The sequence below is a fragment of the Actinopolyspora mortivallis genome (assembly GCF_003001495.1).
GTDB classification, from domain to species: Bacteria; Actinomycetota; Actinomycetes; order Mycobacteriales; family Pseudonocardiaceae; genus Actinopolyspora; species Actinopolyspora mortivallis_A.
Window position 1 is genome coordinate 1 of sequence record NZ_PVSR01000027.1, and the last position, 12544, is coordinate 12544.

Consider the following 12544-nt stretch of genomic DNA (forward strand, 5'->3'; position numbering starts at 1 on the left):
GTCGAGGTGCGGCCAGTCGTGCGGCAGCGGTGGCCACCACGGTCCGAGTTCGATGCGCTGCCGGTCGGTGGCCTCGCCCAGTTCGGCGGTGACGGTCACCTCGGCCGGTTCCTCCCGCTGCCACGGGAAACCGTGTGTGGGTTCCGACCCGTGCCCCCAGTCTGGGAAGCGACTGTCGACCAGCCACACGGTCACGTCGGTGCGCTCCTCGGGGGCGAGGGGTGCCGTGCACCGCAGGTCCGTGCCGGAGTGCGCGCAGGAGTCCGGGATCCGCACGGGCCGTGTCCGCTCGGGAAGTGTGATCGTGGTCACCGCCTTTCCCGGCACGTCCCCGGTGTTGGTCACCCGGGCGCTGATCCGGGCCAGCCACGGGATGCCGGTCCAGCCGCGCGCGGTGACCGCCACGGCGGGGTCGCGCTCCGGGGCCACGTGCACGGTCACGTCCGCCAGCGGCAGCGAGAGCCCGTTGGCGGTGGTGACGTCCAGGGCGATCCTGCCACCGTTGGCCCGCTGCCCGGCACGCAGCCGGAACTCCGGTCGCACCGTCTCCCCGGGGCGCAACCCGCGCCGGGTGGTGCAGCTCAACGCCTCCTCGGCGACGGTGCACGCGAAACCCGGCCCGGAGGAGGGAGTCTCGGCAGCCCGGCGCGCGGTCGCGGACGGGGCCGGGAACCAGGCCGGTGCGGTGTCGGCGGGTGCCGTTCCGGAGCCCTCGCTCGTGTCGGCTTCGGGCAGCCGGGCCGTGATGCCCTCCGGGAGGCTGACGCGCATGGTCACCGGAGTCGAGGTTCCGTCGCCCTTGTTGCGCACCGTCACCGGCAGCGTCTTCGGTTCTCCGCCCGCCACCAGCCGGATCGGTTCGGCGGGGCCTCCGGCCACCGCCGTGTCGGTGAACGGCACGTGCAGGTCGGTGTTCTGCTCGGCGGAGATCTCCTCCGAGTACCGCAGTTTGCTGTCCTTGCGGCTGCGGTCGTAGGCGGTGCGGCGGATCGTGGTGAGCAGGTAGGCGCGGAAGGCGGTGTCGGGACCCTGCCCGGAGCGCAGCCCGGTGAGCACCTTCGCGAAGGCCTCGGAGACCAGGTCGTCGGCTTCGCCGGAGCCGTTGGTCAGTTGCCGGGCCATGTTGTAGGCGGCGGCGACGTGCCGTCGGTAGAGAACGCCGTAGGCCTCACCGGAGCCCTCGCGCACGGCTTCGATGAGCTCGCTGTCGCCGGCGTCGTCGAAATCGCCTGGGACCGTTCCCACGCTGTGTTCTCCCCTCGTCGGATCACCGGCAACCGGATGCGTTCCATGAACGACTCGGACCGGGACTGTACCCAGCGGGGATTGTGATCGAACTCTCCGGGTGAACGCTATTCACATCACCGTCACGGGGCAGCCGCCCGCACGTCCCCACTGCGGGAGTCACGAGTTTGGAGGTCGGATGCCTCAGTCTGGCGAACACGAGCGGGGTTCCCGTGCGGGGGACTGCGGGTTTCCGCTGCCGGAGAGACTGCCCGAGGCCGGAGATCTCCGGGAACGCCGTCGTGCGCTTCGCGCGTGGTGGCGCAGCGCGACGCTGGCCGCCGGGTGGCCGTTCCCGGGGGACTGGTCCTGCTCGGGGGTGGACCAGGTCTGTGACGCCCTGCTGGGGCGGGGGGAGTTGTTCGACGCCCTCGCCGAGCTCGGCCAGCAGCGGGCCCGCGCCGGGATCGGGCTGGACGAGACGCTCAGCGATCTGGCCGCGTTGTACGAGGTGGTCGCCGGTGCGGGTGAGGGGGTGGTGCTCGCCCGGGGGGACTGTTCCGAGCTGCCGGCCGAGCCGCTGCGCACCGTGGCCGTGTCCTGGGCCGACGTGACGGCGGGTCGTTCCGCCTCCCGGGAGGTGGTGGACGCGTTGACCGGGCTCACCACCGGGGCGTACCTGCGGATGCGGCTGTACGAGGTGTACCGCGAGACCGCCGGGGCCGAGCACGGCGACCGGCGGGAGGGGCGGGATCACTACGGCCTGCTGGTGGTGACGCTGTGCCCGGCGGAGGGAGCGGACCGCTGGACGCATCTGATGGGGGTGGTGCTGGCCGCCGACGTGCTGCGTACCGAGTTCGACGCGGGTGAGACGGTGTCCCTGCTGCGGGAGTCCACCCCGGTGGTGCTGGCCAGACAGCGTGCGGGGCTCGCCGAGCGGCGTCGCCGGGCGGAGCGGACGATAGCCGAGCGGCTGCGGTCCGACCCGGAGCTGGCGCGGGCCTGTGCCTCGGGGGAGGGGCCCCGGCTGCGCTGGCTGCGGCTGCCCGCGGAGTACGCGCAGGCCTGCGCGCTGATCGACTCGCTGTGCTGAGCGCGCACCGTGCCCCTCGGTCGCGGCGGGTTCACCCGGAGCGGGTAAGCTGTCCGGGCTGTGGACCACCGGACTGCAACTCCCGTCGTCGGCATGGTCGGTGGTGGCCAGCTGGCGCGCATGACGCATCAGGCGGCCATCGGACTCGGCCAGTCGCTGAAGATATTGGCTTCCTCACCGGACGAGTCGGCGGCTCTCGTGGCCCCGAACGTGGAGATCGGCTCGCACACCGACCTGGCCGCCCTGCGCGCGTTCGCCCAGGGCTGCGACGCCGTCACCTTCGACCACGAGCACGTGCCCAACGAGCACCTGCGCGCCCTGGCCGCCGAGGGGGTCGCCGTGCACCCGGGCCCGGAGGCCCTGCTGCACGCGCAGGACAAGCTCGTCATGCGACGCAGACTCGGTGAGCTGGGGCTGCCGGTTCCGCCGTTCGCCGAGATCACCCGTGTGGAGGACGTACTGTCCTTCGGGGCCGAACACGGCTGGCCGTGTGTGCTGAAAACGGCCCGGGGCGGCTACGACGGCAAGGGAGTGTGGGTGCTGAACACTCCCGAAGGGGCTCGACGTACCACCGGAGAACTGCTGGAGGCGGGCGCGCCGTTGCTGGCGGAGCAGCGGGTGCCGTTGCGCCGCGAGCTGGCCGTGCTGGTGGCGCGGTCCCCGTTCGGCCAGGGTGGCGCCTGGCCGGTGGTGGAGACCGTGCAGTCCGAGGGGGTCTGTGTGCAGGTGCTCGCCCCCGCCCCGAACCTTTCCGAACCGTTGCGGGAACGGGCCCAGAACATCGGTCTGCGGATCGCCGAGGAACTCGGGGTGGTGGGGGTGCTCGCCGTGGAGCTGTTCGAGACCCCCGACGGCCTGGTGATCAACGAGTTGGCCATGCGCCCGCACAACTCCGGGCACTTCAGCATCGACGGGGCGCGGACCTCGCAGTTCGAGCAGCACGTCCGTGCCGTGCTGGACTACCCGCTCGGCAGCACCGAGCTGACCGCGCCGGCCGTGGTGATGGGCAACGTGCTCGCCGCCGCCACCGAGCCGAGGATGAGCGTGGACGAGCGGCTGCACCACCTGTTCGCCCGTTACCCGCACGCGAAGGTGCACCTGTACGGCAAGAGCTCGCGGCCCGGCCGCAAGATCGGCCACGTGAACATGCTCGGCGAGCGGATGGACGAGGTGCGTGAGCAGGCCCGGCTGGCCGCGCACTGGCTGGCCCACGCCGAGTGGCCGGACGGTTATTCGGTGCACTGAGCGGCGGCACGGGGTCGGTCTCGCGGAAAGGGCCGTTCGGGCGGCGCGGCACGGTGTCGGTGGTCGGGAGCGAGCGCTGTCGTGCTCGGCCGGACGAGCTCGCTCGGGTGAGAACCGGCGGCGGTGGGTTCCGTCGGCCTCGTCCTGCGTGGTTCGATCACGACTTCCAGTCGGCTGGTTCGGCGAGCCACGGGGGAACATGTTCACGGTCAACCTGGTTCCCTCGCACGCCCTGCGTGTGCCCCATCCTTCGGTGGGGGTGGCCTGGGGCGATCTGCGCAACTGCGTGACCTTCCCGAACAAGGACACGCTGCGCCAGCAGTTCGACTGCCACGCCGCCTTCGGGCGCAAGGAACCGGAGTGGAACATGGAGTCCGACCGTCCGTCCAACCCCGACTGGAAGACGGACAACCCGCAGCAGCACAGGTGCAACTGGGGTGACAGCGACGGCGGGGGCTCCTCCTGAGAGGAATCCCGCGCGTGACGACGAGGCCAGTGGGTCGTCCGGCGGCGCGCCGGGAGCGGCTCACGGGCCTCGGTCCTCCCTGGAGCGGATCCACTGCCTTCCCGAGTCCGGTGCGCACTCCGTGCGTGCGGGGCGTCTAGGCTCTGCGGGGGAGTCCGCAAGCCACGTATCGGGAGGAAGTCTTGGCGGAGTCGGGGCAACGAGGTTCCGGAGAACCACTGGTCGGTCTGGTGATGGGCAGCGACTCGGACTGGCCGGTGATGGGGGAGGCCGGGGAGGTCCTGGCCGAGTTCGGTGTTCCCTACGAGGTCGGGGTGTACTCGGCGCACCGCACTCCGCAGCGCATGCTGGACTACGCGCGCGGAGCCGCCGACCGGGGAATCCGAGTGATCATCGCCGGTGCCGGCGGAGCGGCGCACCTGCCCGGCATGGTCGCCTCGGCCACGGTGCTTCCCGTGATCGGCGTGCCCGTGCCGCTGAAGCACCTGGACGGAATGGACTCGCTGCTGTCGATCGTGCAGATGCCCGCCGGTATCCCGGTGGCCACCGTCTCGGTCGGCGGTGCCCGCAACGCCGGGCTGTTGGCGGTGCGCACCCTCTCGGCCGACTCGGGGGAGCTGGGCGGCAGACTGCGTTCCCGCATGGCCGAGTACCAGGACGAGCTGGAAGGCAAGGTGCTGGACAAGCACGCCGCGCTGCGGCAGCGGGCCGAAGAGCGGTGACGTCGCGCCCCGAGTTCAGCCGAGGTCGTTGACCAGTACGGCCTCCTGCGCGGTGCCGACCGCGCCCTGGCGGTCGAACAGACGGGCCCGGGCGAGACCGATCCCGTTGGTCTCCACCGAACGCCGGATCTCCATGCCGAGCCAGTCCCCCGCGGGCCTGCGGTGCAGGTAGCAGGTGATGTCGGTGTTGATCCACGGCCCGAACAGCTCGCCGACCGGACTGGCCGCGCTGACGCAGTCCACCAGGGTCGCGGTGTGCACCAGCGGGCTGAGCTCCTCGTCCGGCAGCAGCGGTACGGGCATGCGCATCCACAGCCGGCTGGCGTCCGGGCTGCTCTGGTCGTCCACCCAGCGGACGTCGACCACGTCGTGCACCCCCCAGCGCAGCCCCAGCTCGGGCGGGATCAACGAGCCGTCGGGGATCCCGTCCGGTCCGGGGAAGGGGGGTTCCGTGCGCTGGTCGCGGCCGTCCAGCTCGGTGGGGCGCAGGGCCTGGAAGGTGGCGCGGGTCAGGGGGCGGCCCTCGCAGGTGAGTTCGGCCTCCACCACGTGGAGCCGTTTCCCGGAGCGCAGTGTTCGCGTGTCCACCGCCACCTCGCGGCGTGGCACCGGCCGCATCAGGTCGAAGGTCATCCGGGCGAGGGACAGTTCCCCGTCGGGCAGGGACCGCTCGACGGCGCGGGTGAGCAGCCCGGCGACCGGCCCGCCGCCGGTCAGCTCGCCCCAGGGGTTGCCCGCCGCCTCGGTGGGCAGGAACCCGTCCCTCGTGAACTGGAACAGCGTCTGCGTGTTGTCGGACACACCCGGATGCTACTCGCCGGTAAAGAAAATTGCGAGACGGTCCGGGGTCGTTTCTCGGTGCGGGCTTCCCCGGGACACGCCGGCCGGCGCGACCGTGCCGGGCGGAACCGGCGTGTCCTCCGGAGTCCGTGGGTGCTCAGTCCAGCCCCAGCTCCACCGTGGTGCGCTCGTCGGCGCGCCGCTTGTCCAGCACTCCGGAATCCGCATCGTCCAGGCCGGAGAGCTGCACCAGGGAGGCCCCCGCCGCCAGCACGGCCAACAGACCGTCCAGCACCCCGTGCGGCAACGTCCAGTCCAATGCGGACAGCACACGGTCGTTCCCGCCGATGCCCAGTGTCTCGGCGCGCTCGCGGGCGGCACGGACCACCTCGTCCACGGTGCTGTCCAACAGCGCGGGCGTGTCCCCGGACACGGGGATCAACGGGGTGAACTCGTCGCCCCGAATGCGCACCTCGGAGGCGAAGTCCACCACGTCCTCGTCCAGACAGGACACCGATCCTCCCAGCGCGTCCAGCGCGACCGCCACCGTGGCGCCCGAGCCCTCGCCCTCGGCGATCCGGTCACCCGGCACGAAAGCGGCTTCCGCCGCGGAGGGGGAATGCACCACCCTGGCCCCGCACCACCAGGCCCCGAGCAGGATCCCGGCGGTCTGCCAGTGCGCGGGCAGACGCACGGCCACCGGGGTTCCCGGTTCGACGTCGAGTTCCTCGGTCAGCCAGTTGGCCGTCTTGGCCGCCCAGTTGGCCACGGTGGCTCGGGACAGCTCCACCCGGCCTCCCACGGCCTCGTCGTAGTGCGTGATCAACGGGCGCGGTGCCCCCCGGGTCAGCAGTGGACTCAGCAGCGCTTCGGTGACGCTCATGCGTGCAGACTAACGGACGTGATCACCATCCGGTCGCTCTGGCGGACGCCGGAGTCGACCGGCCCCAGCCGGGGCGTCAGTAGACGCAGGGGATCCCGTCGGTGGTGATCCGCCCACCGGTCTCCGCGCTCGCCACGGCCGAGCCTTCCCCGGCGGAGCGGGCTCCGTCCAGCACCAGCCCGGAACCACCCGTGAAGCGCGGTGTGGACGTGGTCGAACCCTCCGGCTCGGACGAGGAGTTCCCCGGGGCGCCGCCGGAGTCGGTGGAGTCCACGTCGTGCCCGAGATCAGCGACGAAGCGGCGCACCCTCTCTCTGTCCACGGTGACGATGCTGCGGCCCCGTTCGTCGGTGGCCGTGGCGTTCTCCACCGGAATGGTGGTGAAGCCGATCTCCCCCGAGGCCAGGGACCGCATCCGCTCCACGAAGTCCATCACCTGCCAGTCGCTGTCCAGCACGACCGACTTGCGCGCCGCCGTGACGAGCTGGTTCATCGTGGACATGTCGGTCAGGATCTCGGTCGACAGCAGCTTGTCGGCCACCGCCGCGAGGAAGGCCTGCTGGCGCACGATCCGGTCCAGGTCCCCGTTGGGCAGCCCGTGGCGCTGCCGTACGAAGGCCAACGCGTCGGATCCCGAGACGACCTGGGGACCCGCCCGGAACTCCGCCCCCGAGTCCTCGTCGCTGGTGGCGCGCCGCAGACATACCCGCACCCCGCCCAACGCCTTGGTGACCTCGTAGAAACCCAGCAGGTTCACCTTGGCGTAGTGGTCCACCCGGACCCCGGTCAACGACTGCACGGCCTCGACCAGCGCACGCTGACCGGCCACCCGGGACTTCCGCCGGATCTCCCGTTCGTCGTGGCCGCCTTCGGCGCGCAGCTGCTCGGCCCGGTCCGCCTTGGTGAGTCCGTAGATCCCGTTGATCTTCTCGGTTCCGCCCTCGTACTCCACCGCCGTGTCCCTGGGGATGGAGATCGCCGTGGCGTCGCTGCCGTCCTCGGGAACGCGGATCAGGATGATCGTGTCGGTGTTCAGCCCCGAGGCGGACTCGGTGCGCAGCAGGTCGAGCACCTCGGGGGGAAGCGGGTTGCCCTGCGCGTCGGTTCGGCTGTCACTGCCGACGAGCAGGATGTCCTCGGCGGTGTCCCTCTCGTCGACCTGTCGCATGGAGTTCCCGCCGAGGATGTCGACGCTTCCGGTCCCGCTCTGGAACCGCTGGACCACGGTCCAGCCGGTCGCCGTGACACCCAGCGCCAGCACCGACAGCACCACGAGCAGCCCCCGGCCCACCCCCCGGGCGAGGCGGCGTGCGAAACCCCGACGACTTCCCGGGGCCGGATCCTCCGGTTCCCCGTCGGCCCCCTCTTCCGCGGAACGCGGTCGAGGCCCGTCTCCGGGGGTGACCTCCTCCGCCGAGCTCTCCGGGGGGCGGTGCCGTCCGGAGTCGTCGGGCGCCGCGCCGGACGACGGGGACCGCTCCTCGGGCTCGTCCACCTGTGGTCCTCCCTCTCGGGCGTGGTGTCCGGACAGGAACGTCGTGACGCCCGATCCGGGCCGGGCCCGTGGCTCCTCGGCCCGGATCGGGGCGGTTCACAGGCTAACGTTCGGGGTGCCGGCTCGTGTGGAGATCACCCGGTTCGGGGGTGTCCGTCGCGTCCCGGTGGAATCTCAGTTCACACAGGGGACGCCGTCGGCGGTGATGGACTTCCCGTCGCCGAGCTGCTCGCTTCCGTCGCCGTGTGTGCCGAGGGCCCGGTTCGTCGTCCTCCCGTCCAGCCGCACCCCTCCGGTACCGGTGAACTTCCTGGCCCCGGGGCCCTGGTAGTCGTCCCCGAGGTAGACGGAGACCGTGCCCGGCTCCGGCTGAGAGCTCTGCTCGACGGTGATCCCGCCCAGCTCCTCCGAGACGAGCTCGGCGGCTTCCCGGTCGGAGGAGTAGCGGATCACCGACTCCTCCCGCATCCGTTCCGCGTTGGCCGCCGCCCCCCGCTCGAATCCGTCCTCGTCGAGGTCGTCCCGGACGCGGCCCGCCAGCCCGGACACCCCCGAGGCGTTGTAGACGTTCACCTCGGTCTCGGCGCGCAGCTGCTCGGCACGTTCGGCCTCCCGGCGCGCGGCCTCGCGTTCCTCCGGCGGCAGGAGGAGGTTGTCCACGAAACGCCGTACTTCGGAGGGGTCGGCCGCCAGGCCCGAGCTGGGGCCGGTCATCTCCACGGGGATGGTCTCGAAGGTGATGTCGCCCGCCGCGATGTCCTGCATCCGCGTGGCGAAGTCCAACACGTCCCAGTCCTTGTCCAGCAGGACCGAGTCGCCGAGCGCGTTCATCAGCTCCCTGAGCTTGGCGTGGTTGCCCAGAGTGCCGGCCGAGAGCATCTTCCGGGCCAGACCGGACATGAAGACCTGCTGGCGCACGATCCGGTCCAGGTCCCCCCGGGGCAGTCCGTGGCGCTGGCGGACGAAGGCCAGCGCGTCGGCGCCGGAGATGGTCTGTGTTCCCGCGGGGAAGTCGGCCCCGGAGTTGGGGTCGTCCACCGGGTTCTTCAGGCAGACCTTCACCCCTCCGACGACCTGGGTGAGTTTGTAGAAGCCGAGCAGGTTCACCTCGGCGTAGTGGTCGATGCTGACCCCGGCGAAGTCCTCGATGGTGTCCATCAGGAACTGCTGCCCGGCGATCCGGGACTCGCGGGCCAGCTTCCGCTCGTCGGTGACCCCTTCGGCCTTGAGTTCCCGCAGCGTGGCGACCCGTTTGCGGTTCAGGGCGGAGTTCAGTTTGTTCGTGCCGAACTCCCCCATGTCGACCATGGTGTCCCGGGGGAAGGACACGGCCCGGGCGTGTTCGCCGTCGTCGGGAATGCGGAGGAGGATCATGGTGTCGGTGAGGTGACCGCCGGCGTCGCTGGCCCGGAGCTTGCGCAGCACCTCGTCCGGCAGCGGGTTGCCCTGCGCGTCGGTTCGGCTGTCCTTGCCGACCAACAGGATGTCGGTCGCTCCGTCGGGGGAGTCCCGTTCGTTGTTGATCCTGAGGTCCCCGCTGATACTGCTGGTGAACTCCCGCAGGGTTCCCCAGGCGTAGCCGGTGGTGGCCAGCACGATCACCGAGAGCGTGGCCACGCACATCTGCACGGAACGCAGCGTCACGCGGCCGCCGCGGGAGGACCGGGTGGAACCGCCCCGCCGGTCGGCCCAGACGTCCTTCGCGGGGGGAGCGCCGCGGGGTTCCGCGCGTGGTCCGCCGCGCCGGTCCTGACGGACCCCGCGACCGGAGTCGGCTCCGGCCTGCGAGGGGCGCCGTGACGGCCGTGAGCCGCCCGGATCGCCGCGCCCGCCGGAGTCGAGCGGTCGCGGCCCGCCCTCCGGGCCGTTCCGACGGGGTTGACGGGGGCCGGGCCTGTGGGGGTGTCCGTCAGGGTCGCCTGGTCGTCGTGGGCGGTTGTCCACGGCGAGTCCTCCTTGGGTGCCTGGCGGGCCGGATCACCTCGGAAAGAGGCTGTACTGGCCTTGCGGGTGCAGGTTAACGCCGATCACAGCGGCACGGTGCGTTCGGTCGACGCGACGCGCGGCACTACTCTTTCAGGTGACGCGTCGTGTGCGCGTCGGGTTGCGTGGTTGGTGAAGCGCGGCCGGAGCACGCATGTCAGACTCCACGGAGGCCGTGGTGCGGGCCGGCGTCAGGGGCGTGACGCGGCCGTGGACGGCTCCGTCGTGCGCCCCGCTTCCCGACGACCACGGCCACAGGGTTCTACAGGAAAGGCGCGATGAAGGTTCTCGTTACCGGAGGGGCCGGTTTCATCGGTTCCTACTACGTGCGGCAGTTGCTCGGTGGTCACTACCCCGCCTTCGCCGGTGCCGAGGTGGTGGTGCTGGACAAGCTCACCTACGCGGGCAACACCGCCAATCTGGCCGAGTTCTCCACCGATCCGCGGCTGCGCGTGGTCCGGGGAGACGTGCGCGACCCCGAGCTGCTCGCCGAGTGGATGCCCGGCACCGACGTGGTGGTGCACTTCGCCGCAGAGTCCCATGTGGACCGCTCCATCTCGGGGGCCTCCGACTTCGTGCTCACCAACGTGGTGGGAACCGACACGCTGTTGCAGGCGGCCCTGGCCGCCGGGGTGAGCCGCTTCGTCCACGTCTCCACCGACGAGGTGTACGGCTCCATCGACGAGGGCTCCTGGTCGGAGGGGCAGCCGCTCGAACCGAACTCGCCCTACTCCGCCTCCAAGGCCGGCTCGGACCTGCTGGCGCGGGCCTACCACCGCACCCACGGACTTCCGGTGTGCGTGACCAGGTGCTCCAACAACTACGGGCCGTACCAGCACCCCGAGAAGATGATCCCGCTGTTCGTGACGAACCTGCTCGACGGGAGGAAGGTCCCGCTCTACGGCGACGGGAAGAACGTGCGGGACTGGCTGCACGTGGCCGACCACTGCCGTGGCATCCAACTGGTCGCCGAGTCCGGCGAGCCCGGGGAGGTCTACAACATCGGAGGCGGAACCGAGCTCACCAACGCGGAACTGACCGCCATGCTGCTGGAGGCCACCGGCTCCGACTGGTCGATGGTGCTGCCGGTCACCGACCGCAAGGGGCACGACCGGCGTTACTCGCTGCGCTACGACAAGATCAGCAGGGATCTCGGCTACGCCCCCCGGGTCGGTCTGGAGGAGGGGCTGGCCGAGACGGTCCGCTGGTACCGGGAGAACCGTTCCTGGTGGCAGCCGCTGAAATCCCACGAGGGGGCCTTCGCATGACTCCGCCCGCCCTGCTGATCCCCGGGGGACGTGGGCAGGTCGGCGTCGAGCTGGCCGGGTTGGCCCGGGGTGCCCGCAACGGGCTGGTTCACGCCCCCGGTTCGGGGGAACTCGACGTCACCGACTCCGCCGCGCTCACCGACGCGGTGGACTCCTTCACCGACGCGGCCGCCGACTCGGGACTGCGCCCGGTGGTGGTCAATCTCGCCGCCTACACCGCCGTGGACGCCGCCGAGTCCGACAGCGCGACGGCGGCCGGTGTGAACAGCACGGCCCCGGCGACGCTGGCCCGGATCTGCCGCAAGCGCGGTGTCCCCCTGGTGCACGTCTCCACCGACTACGTGTTCTCCGGGGACGCGCGGCAGCCCTACGAGCCCGAGGACGAGACCGGGCCGCGCAGCGTCTACGGGCGCACGAAACTCGACGGGGAACGGGCGGTGCTCGACATCCACCCCCGCTCGTGGGTGGTGCGCACGGCCTGGGTGTACGGAGCCGCCGGGGCGAACTTCGTGAGTTCCATGGTCCGGCTGGAAGGTGAGCGGGAGACGCTCTCCGTCGCCGACGACCAGTTCGGCTCGCCCACCTGGGCGGCCGACCTGGCCGGTGGGCTGCTGGAACTGGCCGAGTCCGTGGTGCGGCGGGACGCTCCCCACCGGGTGCTGCACTGCACCAACAGCGGTGTGGCCAGTCGTTACGAGTTCGCCAGGGCGGTGTTCGAGGAGTTGGGAGCCGATCCCGAGCGGGTGCGCCCGGTTCCCTCCTCGGAGGTGCCTCGCCCCGCGCCGCGCCCGGCCTTCTCGGTGCTGTCCGACCGGAAGTGGACCGACAGCGGACTCACCGGACTGCGCCCGTGGCGGCAGGCGCTGAACGCGGCCTTCCGCCACCACGGGACCCGCTGGCCGGGACGGTGACCTGCGGAGGACTCACCGGAGCGACCATCCGAAGGGCAGCGTGCCCAGGTGCAACAGCCCGGGAAGCGCGGCCAGCAGGCAGAACCGGATGAGCCGTCCGGCCGTCGCAGCGGGAGCCCACACCGTGAGCGGGGCCTTCAGCAGCCCCGCGGCCGGGGCCACGAGCGTGAAGGGCGGCAGCCCCACCAGGCCGCTGGCGAACACGGTGGTGGCGCCGGACAGCCGGTGCCGCGTGCACGCCGCTTGCAGCCTCCGCAGTGTTTCCCCGTCGGGCCGGTTCCGGTACCGACGCAGCAGCCGGGGCAGCCGCAGCACCCCCCGCGCCGCCAGGTAGTGGACCGTTTTCCCCACCAGCTGTCCCACGGCGGCGGCCGGACCCAACACCCACCAGGACAGTTCGGGCTGGGCCAGGGCCACACCCACCAGGTACATCTCGGAACTGAACACCGGCACCACGGCGGTGGACACGCTCAC

12 protein-coding genes are annotated in these 12544 nt (G+C 71.5%); 6 read left to right on the top strand and 6 right to left on the bottom strand.

The annotated features are described in order from the left end of the window. Positions 1-1245, bottom strand: a 1245-nt coding sequence (locus tag CEP50_RS14110) for a sigma-70 family RNA polymerase sigma factor (RefSeq protein WP_146134812.1), incomplete at its 3' end; no start/stop codon positions are given. A 178-nt stretch (positions 1246-1423) separates the two neighbouring features. Between CEP50_RS14110 and CEP50_RS14115 the strand changes: the two genes are divergently transcribed. The 4 genes from CEP50_RS14115 (at position 1424) to purE (ending at position 4750) form a co-directional block, all read left to right on the top strand. Then, positions 1424-2317 (top strand): hypothetical protein, encoded by an 894-nt coding sequence (locus CEP50_RS14115; protein ID WP_106114428.1) that lies wholly within the window; start codon positions 1424-1426, stop codon positions 2315-2317. Positions 2318-2377: 60 nt separating this feature from the next. Then, the gene (locus tag CEP50_RS14120) at positions 2378-3562 is read left to right on the top strand and encodes a 5-(carboxyamino)imidazole ribonucleotide synthase (RefSeq protein WP_106114429.1); all 1185 of its coding nucleotides are present in this window, start codon (positions 2378-2380) and stop codon (positions 3560-3562) included. A 199-nt stretch (positions 3563-3761) separates the two neighbouring features. After that, entirely contained in the window at positions 3762-4028 is a 267-nt protein-coding gene (locus CEP50_RS14125; RefSeq protein WP_106114430.1) for a DUF2599 domain-containing protein, read from the top strand. Between the two features lie 233 nt (positions 4029-4261). Then, positions 4262-4750, top strand: coding sequence for a 5-(carboxyamino)imidazole ribonucleotide mutase (gene purE / locus CEP50_RS14130; protein ID WP_106114469.1), 489 nt, complete (start codon positions 4262-4264; stop codon positions 4748-4750). Between the two features lie 15 nt (positions 4751-4765). On the opposite strand, the gene CEP50_RS14135 is transcribed toward purE, so the two are convergent. The 4 genes from CEP50_RS14135 to CEP50_RS14150 form a co-directional block, all read right to left on the bottom strand. Continuing rightward, positions 4766-5551 carry a thioesterase family protein gene (locus tag CEP50_RS14135; RefSeq protein ID WP_106114431.1) on the bottom strand — a complete coding sequence of 262 codons (786 nt, stop codon included), beginning with the start codon at positions 5549-5551 and terminating at the stop codon, positions 4766-4768. A gap of 136 nt (positions 5552-5687) precedes the next feature. Beyond that, entirely contained in the window at positions 5688-6413 is a 726-nt protein-coding gene (locus CEP50_RS14140; RefSeq protein ID WP_106114432.1) for a TIGR03089 family protein, read from the bottom strand. 76 nt (positions 6414-6489) lie between these two features. Further along, positions 6490-7908, bottom strand: a complete 1419-nt coding sequence (locus CEP50_RS14145) for an LCP family protein (protein WP_106114433.1) — start codon at positions 7906-7908, stop codon at positions 6490-6492. A 174-nt stretch (positions 7909-8082) separates the two neighbouring features. Beyond that, positions 8083-9552, bottom strand: a complete 1470-nt coding sequence (locus tag CEP50_RS14150; protein WP_106114434.1) for an LCP family protein — start codon at positions 9550-9552, stop codon at positions 8083-8085. 617 nt (positions 9553-10169) lie between these two features. On the opposite strand from CEP50_RS14150, the gene rfbB reads away from it, so the two are divergent. Next, on the top strand, positions 10170-11159 hold the full coding sequence (gene rfbB, locus CEP50_RS14155) for a dTDP-glucose 4,6-dehydratase (RefSeq protein ID WP_106114435.1): 990 nt from the start codon (positions 10170-10172) through the stop codon (positions 11157-11159). Further along, positions 11156-12070, top strand: coding sequence for a dTDP-4-dehydrorhamnose reductase (rfbD, locus tag CEP50_RS14160; protein ID WP_106114436.1), 915 nt, complete (start codon positions 11156-11158; stop codon positions 12068-12070). Before rfbB ends, rfbD begins: the two co-directional genes overlap by 4 nt. A gap of 12 nt (positions 12071-12082) precedes the next feature. Here rfbD and CEP50_RS14165 read toward each other — a convergent pair whose 3' ends face one another. After that, positions 12083-12544 (bottom strand): VTT domain-containing protein, encoded by a 462-nt coding sequence (locus tag CEP50_RS14165; RefSeq protein ID WP_258175244.1) that lies wholly within the window; start codon positions 12542-12544, stop codon positions 12083-12085.

Bases quoted from the DNA above. Each gene is read 5' to 3' on its own strand.
- CEP50_RS14115 (WP_106114428.1), top strand. From the start codon at position 1,424: ATGCCTCAGTCTGGCGAACACGAGCGGGGTTCCCGTGCGGGGGACTGC.
- CEP50_RS14125 (WP_106114430.1), top strand. From the start codon at position 3,762: ATGTTCACGGTCAACCTGGTTCCCTCGCACGCCCTGCGTGTGCCCCAT.
- purE (WP_106114469.1), top strand. From the start codon at position 4,262: ATGGGCAGCGACTCGGACTGGCCGGTGATGGGGGAGGCCGGGGAGGTC.
- CEP50_RS14140 (WP_106114432.1), bottom strand. From the start codon at position 6,413: ATGAGCGTCACCGAAGCGCTGCTGAGTCCACTGCTGACCCGGGGGGCA.
- rfbB (WP_106114435.1), top strand. From the start codon at position 10,170: ATGAAGGTTCTCGTTACCGGAGGGGCCGGTTTCATCGGTTCCTACTAC.
- rfbD (WP_106114436.1), top strand. From the start codon at position 11,156: ATGACTCCGCCCGCCCTGCTGATCCCCGGGGGACGTGGGCAGGTCGGC.